Genomic DNA, 16,299 nt, shown 5'->3' with positions numbered 1-16,299 from the left:
CCCAAGCATAGTTAAGACTCGCTCACTGTGCCTTGATCGACCAATGTCAATTGCTGCTGCAGGGCCTGTTCCAGTTCGAGCATCGCCTGGCTGGTTGCCGCCCAGCAGCGGGCAATCTGCTGCGATGCGAGCGCTTGCTGGCAAGCTTCCTCAAGGGCATCGCAACATTCGATCAACCGCGAAGCCTGCGCGATGCGCGCGGCGCCCTTGATCTTGTGCGCAACCACTGCCAGCGCTTGGCGATCGTCCTCGGGCGACAGGGTGAGCAACTCCGCGCGGTCGAGACGGCTGCTCTTGAGCAGTTCCACCAGCATGCGCCGGGTTTGCGCGGGGTTGCTGCCAGTCAGCAGACTCAGACTTTGCAGGTCGAACACCGCCGCGGGAGCTGCCGGGGTGATGCCGTCGATCCACTGGCCGAGCAGGGTCAGGCTCAACGGCTTGAACAGACAGTCGTTCATGCCGGCGAGCTTGCAGCGCTGGACTTCTTCCGGCTGGGCATTGGCGGTGAAACCCAATACGGTGCATGGCGTTCGGCGGTTTTGCAGTTCAAGCTGGCGAATGCCGCGGGTCATCTCGTAGCCGTTCATCAAGGGCATGTTGCAGTCGACGATCACCAGATCGAAATGCTCGGCCTTCCATCGTTCAAGGCCGCTGCAGCCGTCCTCGGCAATGCTGAACCGATGACCGAGAAACTCCAGCTGCTGACACATCAGCAGGCGGTTGGCGGGGTGGTCGTCGACGACCAATATCTGTAACGGCGTTGTTGCGGGCTTGATCAACGGTTCGCTTTTCGGCGGATTCGCTTTTGCCGGCAGGCTGTCGAGCGGCAGCGATATGCAGACCTGAGTGCCGATGCCGGGCTGGCTGCTCAATTGCAGTTGTCCGCCCATCATTTCGCACAGGTTGCGACTGATGACCAGCCCTAGTCCGGCACCGTTTTTTGCCTGCCGGCTGCCGTTTTCCGCTTGCGAAAAGGGCTCGAACAAGCGCTGTTGATCTTCGGCGCTGATGCCTGCGCCACTGTCCTGTACGGTCAGTTGCATCAAGGCTCGACCAGTAGCGTCTGACGAGATCAGGTCGAGGGTAATCCGCACATGCCCCTGCTCAGTGAACTTGATGGCATTGCTGACCAGATTCGACAGCACCTGCTTGAAGCGCAGCGGATCGAGGTGCACATCGACAGCCGGGTTCGGCGGGTTGAAGACGACCTGCAAGGCGAGGTTTTTCTGCCGGGCGAGGCCGTCGAAGATGCGTGCGACGGAAGTCACCGTGTCGACCAGATTGATCCATTCCGGGCACAGGCTCAGGCGCCCGGACTCGATACGCGCAATGTCGAGAATATCGCCGATCAGCCCCAACAGATCCTTGGCCGAATGGTAGGCGATGTCGATTGAGGCGCGATCGGGGTGCTGCGGCTCGATGCGGCGCAGGGTCAGTTCGAGCATGCCGATCACGGCGTTCATCGGCGTACGGATTTCGTGGCTCATGGTCGCCAGAAAGGTGCTTTTGGCGCGGTTCGCCTCGTCGGCCTGCTCCTTGGCCGCGCGCAGTTCTTCGAACAACTGACGGCGCTCACTGATGTCGACCCAGCCGCCAATGATGCCCTGGACGGCGCCGCTGGAGTCGCGATAGGGAAGAATCCAGTGGTAAATGGTCAACCGCCGGTTGCCGATGTGCAGGGGCCGGTCGAGTATCAAGGGAGTGCCTTCGGCGATGACCCTCTGGTAATCGGCCTGGAACGCCTGAGCTTCAAAGACATTGCTCAGCGTGCCCTGCATGACATCCTTGCCAAGGATGTCCTCGCGTCTGGCATTGAACGCTTCGAGATAACTGTCGTTGCAACTTTGCAGCAGGCCTTGTCGATCCCGGACGTAGATCGGGTGCGGCGTACCGTTGACCAGCGAGCGCATGAACTCCAGTTGATCGTTCAGCGCACGCTCGGCGGCCTGGCGCTGTTTGATCTGATGGCGCATGTAGGCGTTCCATGTCAGTAGCAGCAGCAGGATCAGGCCGGCGGCCGCGACCACTTGATAGAACAGCCGCTGGTAGTTTTGCCAGATGTTCTGTGATGCCGTGGAGTAACCGCGCCAGCGGCCGTTGATCACCCCGAGCTCCTCGGGAGCGACGCTCAGCAGTGCCTTGTTGATGATCGAGGCCAGCTCGGTGTTGTCACGGGCGGTCGCCAGCGAGAAGGCGGCCTGACTGGTGCCGATCGTGGTGGTGATTTGCAGTGGCCGGGCAAAGATGCGCGATGAAATGAAATAGTTGGCGATCACCAGTGAATTGACGGCCCCGTCGACATGGTTGTCGGCGAGCATCGCCACGGCGCTGAAGGTGTCGGGCGTTTCGATCAGTTCGATGCCCGGAAAATTCTCGTGCAGGTAGGCGACCAGCGGATTGCCCTGGGCGATCGCCAGGCGCTTGCCTTTGAGCTGGGCCAGGTTGGTCGGGCCGTCGGCGCTTTTGCGTGTCAGCAGCACGTAGGAGTTTTCCAGGTAGGGACGGCTGAAACTCAGGGTTTTCTCGCGTTCGGCGCTTGGCAGCAGGGCGGCAATCAGATCAGCCTTGTGGTTGTCGATCTGCCTGATCATTTCCGCATCGTTGCGACTGCGCTGGATCTCGAAACGCAGGCCGGTGCGCAAGCGGATCAGTTCAAGCAGGTCGGCGCTGATGCCGCGAAAATTTCCCCCATTGTCGAAGAACGTCAGCGGCGCGTAGGCCTCATTGACCACCACGCTGACGGTGGGATGGCGCTTGAGCCAGGCTAGTTCGCGTTGGGTCAGTTGCAGTTTTTTGTCAGTCAGCAACATGTCGCTGCCAGCGCTCCAGCGCTTGGCAATGTCGTCGCGCTGGCCGCTTGGCACCGCATTGAGCACGGCGTCGATGATGCCCAGTAGCTGCGGATTGCTGCGCCTTACGGCAAAGCTGAAGCCTTGCGCTTCCTGTTTGCCGAAATTGGCCATGCGCACATTGTTCAGATAACCCTTGTTGATCATGTAGTGGGTGGAGAGGGTGTCGCCGAGAAACACATCGGCCTGATCGAAGGCGACGGCGTTGATTGCGTTCTGATAGGAGGGGTAGCAGGTAATCAGCGCCTTTGGATACAGCGCCTTGATCTCGGGCAGCGGCAGGTAGTGATAGACCATGCTCAGGCGCAGGCCGGCGAGGCCTTCGGTCAAAGAGCGGGTTTCATCCTCGCGGGTCACCAGGACCGGTTGATCGACTGCATAGGGTCTGGACAGCGCGAGGTTGGCATTGCCTGCTTCGTAGCCGTTGGCTGTGCCCAGCAGGTCGATCTGCCCATCGGTCAGGGCGCGAATTGCAGCGTCGCGGGAGGAAAAGCGTTGCACCCTGACCGGCAAACCGCTGGCCTTGCCGATAATGCCAGCGTAGTCGGCAGTCAGTCCTTCATATTCCTTGCCACTGGCGGTCATGTCGAAGGGCGGGTAGTCAGGTGCGGAAGTGCCCAGTATCAATTCGCTGCGCGTCTGCAGCCATTGCCGTTGCGACGGTTGCAAGGTAACCGCAATGTTTTCGCTTGCCGAGCGGCTGAGCAGGGCGTAGTCCGACGGCGTGCTGGCTCCGGCATACGCATTGGCGCTCAGGCACAGGGCTGCGCTCAAGGCAATCAAGTAGTCCTTTAAACGGCTGGGCATGCGGAATCTCACACGAGTGCGTTGCGTTTGGCCATCTCGATAAGTTCTACAAGTGATCTGGCCTTGAGCTTTTGCATAAGGCGCTTTTTGTAGGTGCTTACGGTCTTGTTACTGAGAAACATGCCTTTGGCAATTTCTTTGTTGGTACGGCCCTGAGCAAATAACTGCAATACCATCAGTTCGCGATCATTGACGGATTTGAACAGTTCAAGTTCTGCGTATCGGATATCGTCATTGCGCACCGGATTGAGCGCCTGACTGGGGAAATAGTTGTAGCCGGACAATACTGCCTTGATTGCGCTGACCAGTTCGCTCAAGTCTTCCTGCTTACAGACATATCCCGATGCGCCGGACTGCATGCAGCGAATACCGAACAGCGTAGGACACTGCGCCGTAAGAATCAGAATCTTGAAATTGCAACCCATGGTGTTGAAGCGGGCCAGTACTTCGAGGCCGTCCAGCTTGGGGATGCTGATATCGAGGATGACCAGGTCGGGCATGCATTCACGGACCATCTGCATGGCATCGACACCGTTATCGGTCTCGCCGACGACCTTGTAGCCTTCATGTTCCAGGAGCATTCGCACGGCGAGGCGGATCACCGGATGATCGTCCACGATAAAAACGGAGTTCATAAATAGAGTCCCATGCAAGCATGAATAAAGCGCGCACCTTAGCTCAGATGAATGAGCACTCGCATGGACTGGTAGTGTCGCGACTACGTTATCGGATTAATCCTACGCGTAATGAGGAAAGGGACTACGTTGAAATTAGGTTCGACGTAAGGAAGCCCGAGCTTGCAATTGACCGAAGATGGAAATTATCCGAGAACCAATATTGATCTCTGATTATTTTGTTGGCGTTTAAAGTTGTGTTTAATCAGGTGCCGTTTGTTTTATCGGGTTGCATGCCTCAGCGCAGTTGAATGACCAGTTTTAAAAAGCGCTTTATAGCGTTTGTACCGAGAAAACTCATCGAGCATTCAGCCGGCCGGATCAACGGCCGGCTGAATGCGCCATGCTCAATGACTCGAACGCCCGGTCATTTCCAGTGCCATGTCACTGGCGTAACTGTCGGTCATGCCGGCGATGAAATCGATCATGCGCAAAAACGAGCTGTGCAGCGAGCCCTGTGGATCCGGCGCATTGTTGCCGAGCAGATCGAGAATCCGTCGGCTCTTGAACGACGGCGTGCGGCCGTTGTGTTGTTCCAGCGCGGCGCCGCAGAACGAATTGAGCAGAATCTCCAGCGTCGTGTAAGCGCCGATTTCATGCAGCGTCTTGCGCTTGTCCTGGAAGATCTTTTTGCGCGCGATGTCCTTGGCGTTCAACACGCAGCGCTTTGCCGGCCCATGCATGTGTTCGACCAGATCGCCGTGCAGCGTGCCGGCGAGCAGAGCATCCTGCTGTTCGACAAACGCCCGCGCCGCCGCGTTGGTCAGGTGCTCGATGGCTTTGCCGCGCAGGATCGCCAGTTTGCGCCGGCGGGAATCCTGCGGACCGAGCTGACGGTAGGTTTCCGGCAGGTCGTCACCGACCAGGCCGAGCAGCAGCGACTCGACTTCGGCGTATTCGAGCAACTCCATTTCCAGACCGTCTTCAAGATCGATCAGTGCGTAGCAGATGTCATCGGCCGCCTCCATCAGATACACCAATGGATGGCGTGCCCAGCGCTGGTCTTCAAGCTGCGGCAGGCCGAGTTTGTGGGCGATCTGTTCGAGCAACGGCAATTCGCTCTGATAGCAGCCGAACTTGTGTTTCTTGTAACCGAGGGAGTCGGCATGGCGCGCGGTCCACGGGTACTTCAGATACGTGCCCAGCGTTGCGTAGGTCAGGCGTGTGCCGCCATCGAACTGGTGATATTCCAGCTGCGTCAGCACGCGAAAGCCTTGAGCATTGCCCTCGAAATTGAGGAAATCACCACGCTCGGCGTCGCTCATGCCATCGAGCCAGCCGCGCCCGGCGGCTTGTTGAAACCAGTGGCGAATGGCGTCTTCGCCGGAATGGCCGAACGGCGGGTTGCCGATGTCATGCGCCAGGCAAGCCGATTGCACCACCATGCCGAGGTCGGCCGGGTCGCACCAGTCTGGCAGCGCGCTGCGCAAGGTTTCACCGACACGCATGCCCAGCGAACGGCCGACACAACTGACTTCCAGCGAATGGGTCAGGCGCGTGTGAATGTGATCGTTGCTGGTGACCGGGTGCACTTGGGTCTTGCGCCCGAGGCGGCGGAAGGCCCCGGAGAAAATGATGCGGTCATGGTCTTTGTGAAAAGGGCTGCGGCCGAGTTCTTGCGGGCTGTGCAGCGGCTTGCCGAGGCGTTCGCGGTTGAGCAGGGTAGGCCAATCCAAGGCTGATTCTCTCCGTCTGGTGACTGATCGCCCTAGCTTCCCGGTTCGGCCCTGTGCCTGCAAGCAGAACTACAGGCCCGCCGCATCGATATCGATCAGCAACAGCCGTTCACCGTTATCGAAGAACTGCCCGGCGGTCAGGCAATATTGGTTGCTGGTGGCATCGCGATAGGTGCTCGACAGAGTCAGGCGGCGTTCTTCCCAGCCTTCGGCGAGCAGATGGTAGAAGTACGGTCGCCACGACCAGTTGTGCCCCAGGTAGCGATCATCGGCGAACCAGCCATCGTGACGCCATTCCAGGTTGGGGGTCAGTTGCGTGCCATGGCGGTCGCACTGATAAAAGCGCAGCAGCCAGGGAAATGCCTGCAGTTGAGGCAACGCACTGAGCGGTGCGCGGGCCTGCGCCCATTGCTGCAGGATCGCCATCAGCTCGCTGAGCTGCTGGCGCATCTGCATCAAACGCCCGCGCTCGCTGAGTTTGTGCTTCACGTAGCGTTGTCGCAATTGTGCGAAATGTGCGACGAAAGCATCCGTAGCGAAGAACTCCTCCTGCGCTCGGGCGAAGAGAAATCCCTGCACGTAGCGCGAGCCGCATTCCAGGGCAAAAGTCAGCTGCGCTTCGGTTTCGACGCCTTCAGCGATGATCCAGCAGCCGGTTTTCTCGGCCATCTGCGCGAGCGCTTTGACCACATCGCTGCTCGGCCCGCCAAGGGCCGCTGCCTGGAACAGGCGCATGTCGAGCTTGAGAATGTCCGGTTGCAGGGCCAGCACCCGATCCAGCTGCGAATAGCCAGCGCCGAAATCATCGATGGCGATTCTCGCTCCAGCCTCGCGATAGCGCCCGACCACGTGGGCGAGGCGTTCGCTATTGCCACCCAACTCGGTGATTTCGAAAACGATGCGCTGCGGATCAACCTCGTGTCGTGCCAACTGCTTGAGACTGGGCAAGGCCTGATCCGCACGCAGGCGACTGATCCAGCGTGGCGACATGTTGAGGCTGAGAAACCATTCGGGCGGCGCCTCATGCAGGCGGCTCAAGGCATGATCACGGATCTGCCGGTCGAGCCGACGCAGGGCTGTGGCCGGGGTGCGCGGATCGGCGAACAACGGCCCTACCGAGATCAGCTGACCATCGCTCTGGCGCAAGCGGCCAAGGGCTTCAACGCCTGCAATGCGTCCGGTGGCGGTATCGATGAAAGGTTGAAAGCAGGCGAGCGGTTGCCCGTCGATCACGGCAAATCCTTAATCTTGTTTTTGGTCTGGCCGCGTCTACCGGATAGGCACGCGGGATTGAACCTCCCGATAAGGAGATTCATCCCGGCGCTATTGCAAGAATGTAGCCAGAGGGGCGTTTCAGCGCTTGCCCGAGCTGTGCATGACCAGTCTGATCAGCGGCCCAAGGGTCGTGCCCAGACGCAACAGTCGGGTCAGACCGCCCCCACCGCTGCGTTTCGAGCCTTTGCCCGTGAGGAAGCCCAGCAGCGTCACCGCCGCCACGCCCCACAACGGCGCATGCTTGATGCCGAACCCGTCCTGTACGTTTTGCTTCATGCCGCGCATGCGCTGCAACGGTTGCAGCACTTGCGCGGTTTCGTGGCGGATTTCCTGCCGGTGCATTTCCATGCGCAGACGGATCAGGGCCTTGCGCATTTCCCGGCGCGAGCTGTTGTGCGGAAGTTCAGGCAGGCTCATGGCAGCAGGCGCTCCCGGTCGTTGGCCAGCTCTTCAAGCGTGCCGTGGAAAGGCGAGGACTCATCGAAGATCGCCGCTTTGAGACGCAGACCGCAGAAGATCGACGCCAGCGTATAGAAAACGCACAGGCCGATGATCGCTGCGAGGCGGTAGGTGTCCCAGAAGATGATCATCACCAGCGTCGACAGACCCACCAGCAACAGCAGGGCAAACACCAGCGCCAGGCCGGCAAACAGCAGCAGGCTGACGGTGCGTGATTTCTGCTCCTGCAATTCGATGCCGAACAATTCGACATGACTGTGCAGCAGGCCCAGAACGGCTGCGCCGAGGCGACGCGTGGAGGAGGCGGTGCCCGCAGTCGGGCCGGATTCACCGATCGACATGATCAGCGCCGAGTGGCCAGCAGGCCGATCAGAAAGCCGACACCGGCAGCGATGCCCACCGACTGCCATGGGTTGGCCGACACATAGTCTTCAGTGGCGGTGACCGCCGCCTGACCGCGTTCGCGCAGCGTGTCTTCAGTCACTTTCAGGGTTTCCCGGGCGCGCAGCAGACTGTCATGAATCTGCGCGCGCAGCTCATCGGCCTGATCACCAGCCAGAGTCTTGGTGTGCTCGAGCAAGCGTTCGGTGTCGGCGACCAGAGTCTGGAAGTCGTTCATGAGGATTTCTTGAGCAGTCTTTGCCTTGATGCTGGCCATTGGTGGATCTCCGTAGGTGGCTTTGAAGCGTTCGAGTATGAGCCTTGCGCGAAGGTTCAGTGCAAATGCCTGGTACAACTTTTGCTGTGTCGTGGTGCGTCGCTCGGTTTGTGTGCGCTGTTGCCGGGCGTTCGAGCAGAAAAACTCTGATTCATTTGCTCGCGGTTCGTGATCGGACATCGACCTGTGCGCCAAATCAGTTCATCGACCCTGCGGCGGTATGACTGTCGGGTCGCAACTTGGTGCATGAAGTTCGCCCGTGAACCGCTTTGGTGCCTTTTCAGCCTCAGGTCTGCCTCTCCATGGAAAATTTGCAAAGCGCTGTGGACACGCTGGTTCACAGCTCCAACACCTTGTTCATTCTGATCGGCGCGGTGATGGTACTGGCGATGCACGCCGGTTTCGCCTTTCTGGAGGTCGGTACGGTCCGGCAGAAGAACCAGGTCAACGCGCTGTCGAAAATCCTCAGCGACTTCGCCGTCTCGACGCTGGCCTATTTCTTTATAGGCTATTGGATCTCCTATGGCGTCACCTTCATGCAACCGGCTGCGGTGCTTACGGCCGACCATGGCTATGGACTGGTGAAGTTTTTCTTCCTGCTGACGTTCGCTGCGGCGATCCCGGCGATCATTTCCGGCGGCATTGCCGAGCGTGCGCGTTTCGTCCCGCAGTTGTGTGCGACGGCGCTGATCGTGGCGTTTATCTATCCGTTTTTCGAGGGCCTGGTCTGGAACGGCAACTTCGGCTTGCAAGGCTGGCTGGCGGCGCAGTTTGGCGCCGCATTCCACGACTTCGCCGGCTCGGTGGTGGTGCATGCCATGGGTGGTTGGCTGGCATTGGCCGCAGTGTTGTTGCTCGGTCCGCGCAATGGCCGCTATCGCGATGGGCGCCTGGTCGCATTCGCGCCGTCGAGCATCCCGTTTCTGGCGTTGGGTTCGTGGATCCTGATTGTCGGCTGGTTCGGCTTCAACGTGATGAGCGCGCAGACGCTGCAAGGTGTCAGTGGCCTGGTTGCGGTGAACTCGCTGATGGCCATGGTCGGCGGCACCGTCGCGGCGTTGATCGTCGGGCGCAATGACCCGGGCTTTCTGCACAACGGCCCGTTGGCCGGTCTGGTGGCGATCTGTGCCGGATCCGACCTGATGCATCCGGTCGGCGCGCTGGTCACCGGCGCATTTGCCGGAGCCTTGTTTGTCTGGTGCTTTACTGCTGCCCAAGTCAAATGGCGCATCGATGATGTATTGGGCGTATGGCCGCTGCACGGCTTGTGTGGCGTCTGGGGCGGAATTGCCTGCGGCATCTTCGGCCAGACTGCGCTGGGTGGTCTGGGCGGCGTCAGTCTGATCAGCCAGATGATCGGCACCGCGCTCGGTGTTGCGGTGGCGCTGGTCGGCGGCTTCGTCGTCTACGGCGCGATCAAGGCTCTGCATGGGCTGCGCCTGAGTCAGGAACAAGAGTATTACGGCGCCGACCTGTCGCTGCACAAGATCGGCGCGGTGAGCCAGGATTAGATTTCCTCATCATTGGCTCCGGGGTAGAAGCCGTGCAGGAGGCGATAGCGATCGATGCGCACCTGATCGACCTTCTCCTGCACTTTATGTGCGGGCAGGCCAAGCATGATCAGCGCGTGTGAAGCGAGCATCAGGCTCGACTCCAGCAGTTCCGGCACCACCTCGGTGGCGCCGGCGGCTCTCAGCTCGGCCGACTGGCTGTCGTCACGAGTGCGCACCAGAATCGGTACCTGTTGGTTGAGCCGACGGGCTTCGCGGAGTATGCGCAAGGCCACATCGCTTTGATCCACGGCAATCACCAATAATCTGGCGCGCAACAGGCCTACCGCAACAAGCAGATCGCCACGCGCGCAGTCGCCGTAATGTACGTCGCTTTCCGCGGACGCGGCTTCCTGTACGCGCACCGGGTCGTTGTCCAGCGCGACATAGGCTTGGCCGGCGTTGCCCATGAAACGGCCGATGGACTGGCCGACGCGGCCGTAGCCGCAGATCACTACGTGCTGGTCGAGGTCGGCGTTGAGCGCGCTGATCTGTTCGATCTGCGCTTCCTGATTGGGCTTGTGATGCAGCGCGGCGGCAATGCGCGGCGCCATGCGCAGAAGCAGTGGCGTGAGCAGCATCGAACAGAACGTCGCCGCGAGCAGCAGGGCACCTGGTTCGGCCGGCAGCAGGCTGTTCTGCTGCATCTGCGCCATCAAGGCAAAACAGAATTCGCCGCCCTGGGCCAGCGCCAGACCGCTGCGCCACGCGGTTTCGCTGTCGCTGCCGCGCCACTTCACCAGCAGCGCCACCACGATGCCCTTGATCAGCATCAGGCCCAGCGTCAGGCCGATGATCAACAGGCTGTGGCTGACGAACAGTTGCAGGTCGATCAGCATGCCGATGCTGACGAAGAACACTCCAAGCAGAATGTCGCGGAACGGCCGGATGTCGGCTTCGATCTGGTGCCGGTAGTGGCTTTCACCAAGCAACATGCCGGCGAGGAAAGCGCCGAGTGCAGGCGACAGCCCCAACAAATGCGTGAGCCAGGCAGTGAGCAGCACGATCACCAGTGCCAGCAGGACGAACAGCTCCGCCGAGCGCGAGGCCGCCACTTCATGAAACAGCCGTGGCAGCAACCAGCGACTGGCCAGCAACAAGCCGAAAAACAGCACCACGGTTTTGCCCAGGGTCAACGGCAAGGCCCAGTACCAGGCCTGCTCGCTGGTGCCGGCGAACACTGGCACCAGCGTCAGCAGCAACACCGCGACGACGTCCTGAAACAGCAGCACGCCGACCGCGTTCTGACCGTGGCTGCTGAATACTTCACCGAGACTGCCCAGCTCCTTGGTCACAATCGCCGTGGATGACAGCGATAACCCGGCACCGAGCAACAGCGCCGGCATCAGCGGCATGCCCAGCAACATCAACAGTGTGCCGAGCAACGCGGTGCTGATCAGCACTTGCTGACTGCCGAGGCGAAACACCACCTGACGCAGCGCAATCATCTTCGACAGGGAAAACTCCAGGCCCAGCGAGAACAGCAGAAACACCACGCCCAGTTCGGCGACATCCGGCAGATGTTCGCTTTCGTTGACCCAGTCGAACGCGTTCGGCCCGACCAGCAATCCCACGCACAGGTAACCCAGCACCGGTGGCAGTCGCAGGCGCCGGAACAGGGCAATCACCACCAGGGACGAGGCGAGAATGATCAACAGATTTGCAAACACGGGACACTCCGCTGTCAGGGCGTTGGCCTCTGAAGCGTAGAGGCAAAAAGTCCGCGAGGATGACGCAATTGCATTTTGCGCCGAATGATTTGCGTCAGGATTTTGCGCCGGCAGCGCTGCATCCTTTGGGCGGCGGCGGGTCGACGAGGGTTCGGCAGCGTCCTAGAATGGGCTCACTTGTTTTCCGGTAACGCCGCCATGCCTCCTGAATGTCAGCTGTTCGGCACCCTCGGGTGTCACCTGTGTGAAGTCGCCGAAGCCGAGCTGATGCCCTTGGTCGAGCATGGCCTGCTGGTGGAACTGGTGGACATCGCCGAAGATGAATCGTGGTTCGAAAAGTACAATTTGCGCATTCCGGTACTGCGACGGGTCGACAATGGCGCGGAGCTGGATTGGCCGTTCAGTGCAGACGAGATCGTGGCGTTTTTACGCTGACGCAGATTTGTCTTGGTCATTCCGCTGGTCGCAGCACCCCATCCTTGCGTTGGCACTCGCTGGCTTCTTCGGTTACTGTATGCCCATACAGCAATCGAGTCAGAGGGATGAACCGTGGTCAATGTCGAACAGTTGAAGAGCAGCGTTAACCGGATGTCGGTCGACGTGGTGCGCGAGGCCGTCCTCGAATTGCGCCTGGACGGGCTGGTCACGGAAGGCAAGACGCCGTTCAACAAGCTGCATTTCAATACCTGCTTTGCCGAAATCGAAGCCTTGTTCCAGCGCGCCGGTTATCACAAGCAGCTGGATGTGGTCGGTTATCAGGGCCTGTTGTACGCCTTGTACGATCCGGGACGCTGGGAAGCGGTCGATGTGTTGCGCTGGCTGAAGGAATTCACCGACGCGGCGGCGCTCAAATCCGTGCCGGCGTGAAGAAACTGCGCTAGGTGGCTTTGCCTCGGTGTTGGATAATGCGGGCCTGCATTGAGGATTCCTGTTTCGTATGTCCACTTCCGTTTTTTCCGCTGCACACAATCAGGCCAGCACGTTGTACTTGCCGCCCGGTCCCTGGCTGACGGTACTCGATTGCCTGTGCGAGCACTTCAGTGCCATCGGCCGTGAACAGTGGCTCGACCGGATTGCTCGGGGCCGGGTGCTGGATGCTCAGGGCCAGCCGATTGCGCTGGACCTGCCGTACAAGGAAGGTTTGCGCATTCATTACTTTCGCGAAGTGCCGGACGAGAAACCGATCCCGGTGCTCGAGTCGATTCTGTACGCCGATGAGCATCTGGTGGTGGCCGACAAACCGCACTTTCTGCCGGTAACCCCGGCAGGGGAATATGTTGAACAGACTCTGCTGCGGCGGTTGATCCGTCGGCTGGACAATCCGCATCTGGTGCCGCTGCACCGCATCGATCGGCACACCGCAGGCCTGGTGATTTTCTCGGCCAATCCGCAAACCCGCTCGGCCTATCAATTGTTATTTCCGACCCGGCAGATCGACAAGCGCTACGAAGCGATTGCCCCGGCACTGCCGGAGCTGAGTTTCCCGTTGGTGCACAAGAGCCGCTTGGTCGATGGCGAGCCGTTTTTCCGTATGCAGGAAGGGCCGGGTACCAGCAATACCGAAACGGCAGTCGAGGTCCGTGAGAAAAATGGCGATCTGTGGCGCTACGGCCTGTTTCCAGTGACCGGCAAGAAGCATCAGTTGCGTGTGCACATGACGGCGTTGGGCGCGAGTATCTGCAACGATCCGTTTTATCCGACGGTGTTGAAAGATGTTGAGGACGACTACGCCAATCCGTTGAAGTTGCTTGCGCAAGGCCTGCGCTTCATTGACCCGGTGACGGGTGAGTTACGCGAGTTCGAAAGCCGGATCACCTTGCAGTGGTGATGCTGAAGACACTCCCCAAACGCCCATAAAAAAGCCCGCATGAGAATGCGGGCTTTTCTGTATCCGGTAACGGTCCGGAGCCTTACAGCTCTTTAACGGTACGCACCTGATCCTTGTTGATGCGGGTCTCTTTGCCGTCCAGCTGCTGGAATTCGTAGAAGCCCGAATCATCATCGTATTTCGGGGTGTCGACGGCCTGGATTTCGCGACCGTCATTCAAGGTGATCACTGTCGGCGAGGAGCAACCGGCGAGGGTTGCCAGGCCCAGTGCGAGCATGAAAGTGGCGAGGGTCCGTTGAGTCATGAGTGTGTCTCCGAATGGGAAATCTTCTGGTTACTGAGCTTGAGACGTAAACAAGGCGTGAGAGTTCCTTGGATGGTGTCAGTCTGACACAGTGTTGTGCAGATGTAACAATTCGGGGGTGTTGAGGTTGGCCAGTCGCGGGTCGTTGTCGGGGCACTGCAAAGCGACGGCGCCGAGACTGCGCATCACCCGGCCGGGGCTGCGTTCACCGCTTTGCCACGCCGCTTCGAATGCCGGCAACAGCGTCACAGGAATCACGCACAGCAGCGGTTCCCAATGTTCGCCGTGGCGCAGCATTAAAGGTTTTTCACGTTGCTGATCGGCAATGAAGAGCATGTCTTCCAGCAAGGCCTTGTCGATTCGTGGCACATCACACGGCAACACCAGCAGATGCGCATGGCGCGCCGCTTTCAGCCCTGCACGAATACCGGCCAGAGGGCCCGGAAAATCGCCTTCATCATCCATGACCAGTTGATCGGCAAACGCGGCGTAACGCTCGCGATTGCGGTTGCACGAGATGATCAGGTCGTCGGTCAACGGCCGCACCTTGCGCTGCAAATGCGCGATCAAAGGCTCGCCCAGCCACTCGATGAGCCCCTTGTCCTGACCGCCCATGCGTTGACCGCGTCCACCGGCCAGAAGCAGGACGGAGCAGGGCGGCAAGTGGCTGTTCAGGGGCATGACGACTCTCCAGAGGGGCGGCAGAAAAATGAGCCGCTGTGATATAACACCGGGCTGTTTCCCCTACAACTGGAAGAGCCTATGAAAGCCAAGGCTGATGTACCTTTTGTGCCGCTCAATATTGCGGTGCTGACAGTCAGTGACACCCGGACCCTGGAAACCGATACCTCCGGCCAGGTCTTCGTTGATCGCTTGATCGCGGCTGGTCATGCGCTGGCCGAGCGGGTTTTGCTTAAAGATGATCTGTATAAAATTCGCGCGCAAGTCGCCAACTGGATTGCCGACGATGTGGTTCAGGTCGTGCTGATCACTGGCGGCACCGGCTTCACCGGGCGTGACAGCACACCCGAAGCGGTGGCTTGCCTGCTGGACAAGCAGGTCGATGGATTCGGCGAACTGTTCCGCCAGATCTCCGTGGCCGATATCGGTACTTCGACCGTGCAGTCCCGTGCTCTCGCAGGTCTGGCCAACGGCACACTGGTCTGCTGCCTGCCGGGTTCGACCAATGCAGTGCGCACCGGCTGGGATGGCATCCTCGCCGAGCAACTGGACGCTCGTCATCGTCCATGCAATTTCGTCACCCATCTGAAGCAGGCGGCGCCTTGTGAATCCCGTGGGTAAGCCGGGCAAGACCGGCAGTCTGCTGCCCGTCGAAACGGCGCTCGAGCGTTTGCTGGACATGGCCGATGCGTCACGCATTGTCGAGTGCGAGCACCTGCCGCTGGCTCAAGTCGAAGGTCGGGTGCTGGCTGAAGATCTGATCTCGACACTGGATCTGCCGCCGTGGCCGAACAGCGCCATGGACGGCTACGCCTTGAACCTGGCGGATTGGCAGGGCGAGCCGCTGCCCGTCAGTCAAAAAGTTTTTGCCGGGCAATCCCCGCAACCGTTGGAACCAGGCACTTGCGCACGCATCTTCACAGGGGCACCGCTGCCGGCGGGCGCCAATTGTGTCGAGATGCAGGAAAACGCTGAAGTTCAGGCCGACGGTCGAGTGCGTTTCCTCGAAACGCTGAAACCGGACCAGAACATCCGTCCGCAGGGCCAGGAAACCACGGTTGGCGAATTGGTGCTGCAAGCCGGAACCCGGTTGGGACCCATTGAGCAGGGGCTGGCTGCTTCGCTTGGCTGCGCCGCTCTCAATGTCGTGCGCAAACCGCGCGTGGCGGTTTTGTCCACCGGAGACGAGCTGGTGGAACCCGGTCAGGCATTGGGGCCGGGCCAGATCTATAACAGCAATCGCGTGCTTCTGTGCAGTTGGCTACAGCGCCTGGGTTGTGAAGTCATCAATGGCGGTATTCTCCCGGACGATCTGCCCACCACCCGGGCGCGGCTCGGCGAGCTGCACGATGCCGATCTGATTCTGTCTACCGGCGGTGTCTCGGTCGGTGAAGCGGATTTCCTCGGCATTGCCCTGCGTGAAGAAGGCGAGCTGGCGCTGTGGAAGCTGGCCATAAAGCCTGGAAAGCCGTTGACCTTCGGCCATTTTCGCAACGTGCCGGTGATTGGCTTGCCCGGCAATCCCGCCTCGACGCTGGTGACGTTCGCCTTGCTGACGCGGCCTTATCTGTTGCGACGCCTGGGTGTGCAGGACGTCGAACCGCTGAAGTTTGCAGTGCCCGCGGGCTTTGTCTGGCCGGTGGCCGGAAATCGTCGCGAATATTTGCGCGGGCGTCTGGAACATGGGCGGGCAATCATTTATCGCAACCAGAGCTCGGGTGTGCTGCGCAGCGCGGCGTGGGCCGACGGATTGGTGGAAGTCCGGGAAGGCCGCACGTTGAGCGAAGGTGATGAAGTGAGCTTCATTCCGCTCAGTGACCTTCTCGGCTGACCGGTCTTGCCCATGCACGCGTCGGCTGTTACGCACG

Annotated in this window: 16 protein-coding genes; 6 read left to right on the top strand and 10 right to left on the bottom strand. The window is 60.0% G+C overall.

The window, feature by feature from the left end; translation table 11 throughout:
• Positions 1-11 precede the first annotated feature (11 nt).
• The 7 genes from GXB78_RS10075 to GXB78_RS10045 form a co-directional block, all read right to left on the bottom strand.
• On the bottom strand, positions 12-3,656 hold the full coding sequence (locus GXB78_RS10075; protein ID WP_329515279.1) for a transporter substrate-binding domain-containing protein: 3,645 nt from the start codon (positions 3,654-3,656) through the stop codon (positions 12-14).
• Positions 3,657-3,664: 8 nt separating this feature from the next.
• Entirely contained in the window at positions 3,665-4,291 is a 627-nt protein-coding gene (locus tag GXB78_RS10070; protein ID WP_329515278.1) for a response regulator transcription factor, read from the bottom strand.
• Positions 4,292-4,677: 386 nt separating this feature from the next.
• Complete coding sequence (locus GXB78_RS10065) at positions 4,678-6,006, bottom strand: deoxyguanosinetriphosphate triphosphohydrolase (protein WP_150742504.1); 1,329 nt, start codon at positions 6,004-6,006, stop codon at positions 4,678-4,680.
• Between the two features lie 69 nt (positions 6,007-6,075).
• Positions 6,076-7,239: an EAL domain-containing protein gene (locus GXB78_RS10060; RefSeq protein WP_329515277.1), complete on the bottom strand. Its 1,164-nt coding sequence runs from the start codon at positions 7,237-7,239 to the stop codon at positions 6,076-6,078.
• Positions 7,240-7,359: 120 nt separating this feature from the next.
• Complete coding sequence (locus tag GXB78_RS10055; protein ID WP_041478436.1) at positions 7,360-7,698, bottom strand: hypothetical protein; 339 nt, start codon at positions 7,696-7,698, stop codon at positions 7,360-7,362.
• Positions 7,695-8,081, bottom strand: a complete 387-nt coding sequence (locus tag GXB78_RS10050) for a phage holin family protein (protein WP_008079909.1) — start codon at positions 8,079-8,081, stop codon at positions 7,695-7,697. The genes GXB78_RS10055 and GXB78_RS10050 overlap by 4 nt, the downstream gene beginning before the upstream one ends.
• 2 nt (positions 8,082-8,083) lie before the next feature.
• Positions 8,084-8,398 (bottom strand): DUF883 family protein, encoded by a 315-nt coding sequence (locus GXB78_RS10045; protein ID WP_016770842.1) that lies wholly within the window; start codon positions 8,396-8,398, stop codon positions 8,084-8,086.
• Positions 8,399-8,700: 302 nt separating this feature from the next.
• On the opposite strand from GXB78_RS10045, the gene GXB78_RS10040 reads away from it, so the two are divergent.
• On the top strand, positions 8,701-9,909 hold the full coding sequence (locus tag GXB78_RS10040) for an ammonium transporter (protein ID WP_329515276.1): 1,209 nt from the start codon (positions 8,701-8,703) through the stop codon (positions 9,907-9,909).
• On the opposite strand, the gene GXB78_RS10035 is transcribed toward GXB78_RS10040, so the two are convergent.
• Positions 9,906-11,618 (bottom strand): cation:proton antiporter, encoded by a 1,713-nt coding sequence (locus GXB78_RS10035; protein WP_329515275.1) that lies wholly within the window; start codon positions 11,616-11,618, stop codon positions 9,906-9,908. The two genes, GXB78_RS10040 and GXB78_RS10035, sit on opposite strands and share 4 nt — an antisense overlap.
• Positions 11,619-11,816: 198 nt before the next feature.
• On the opposite strand from GXB78_RS10035, the gene GXB78_RS10030 reads away from it, so the two are divergent.
• From GXB78_RS10030 to GXB78_RS10020, 3 genes are all read left to right on the top strand, one after another.
• Positions 11,817-12,053, top strand: a complete 237-nt coding sequence (locus tag GXB78_RS10030; protein ID WP_329515274.1) for a glutaredoxin family protein — start codon at positions 11,817-11,819, stop codon at positions 12,051-12,053.
• A 114-nt stretch (positions 12,054-12,167) separates the two neighbouring features.
• A complete protein-coding gene (locus GXB78_RS10025; RefSeq protein ID WP_329515273.1) occupies positions 12,168-12,485 on the top strand; it encodes a transcriptional regulator in 318 nt (105 codons plus the stop codon).
• Between the two features lie 70 nt (positions 12,486-12,555).
• On the top strand, positions 12,556-13,446 hold the full coding sequence (locus GXB78_RS10020) for a pseudouridine synthase (RefSeq protein ID WP_329515272.1): 891 nt from the start codon (positions 12,556-12,558) through the stop codon (positions 13,444-13,446).
• 82 nt (positions 13,447-13,528) lie between these two features.
• Here the strand turns inward: GXB78_RS10020 and GXB78_RS10015 are convergent, their stop codons facing one another.
• Complete coding sequence (locus GXB78_RS10015; RefSeq protein WP_016770600.1) at positions 13,529-13,750, bottom strand: YgdI/YgdR family lipoprotein; 222 nt, start codon at positions 13,748-13,750, stop codon at positions 13,529-13,531.
• A 78-nt stretch (positions 13,751-13,828) separates the two neighbouring features.
• Complete coding sequence (gene mobA, locus GXB78_RS10010; protein WP_329515271.1) at positions 13,829-14,431, bottom strand: molybdenum cofactor guanylyltransferase MobA; 603 nt, start codon at positions 14,429-14,431, stop codon at positions 13,829-13,831.
• 81 nt (positions 14,432-14,512) lie between these two features.
• Here mobA and moaB point away from each other — a divergent pair, with 81 nt between their 5' ends.
• A complete protein-coding gene (gene moaB, locus GXB78_RS10005; protein ID WP_016770598.1) occupies positions 14,513-15,052 on the top strand; it encodes a molybdenum cofactor biosynthesis protein B in 540 nt (179 codons plus the stop codon).
• Positions 15,036-16,262: a molybdopterin molybdotransferase MoeA gene (locus tag GXB78_RS10000; protein ID WP_329515270.1), complete on the top strand. Its 1,227-nt coding sequence runs from the start codon at positions 15,036-15,038 to the stop codon at positions 16,260-16,262. Before moaB ends, GXB78_RS10000 begins: the two co-directional genes overlap by 17 nt.
• The last annotated feature ends 37 nt before the right edge of the window (positions 16,263-16,299 follow it).

The organism is Pseudomonas moraviensis subsp. stanleyae (genome assembly GCF_036283065.1).
Classification (GTDB): Bacteria; Pseudomonadota; Gammaproteobacteria; order Pseudomonadales; family Pseudomonadaceae; genus Aquipseudomonas; species Aquipseudomonas stanleyae.
The sequence above is the reverse complement of the archived record's forward strand: the minus strand, read 5'-3'. Positions and strand labels throughout refer to the sequence as shown.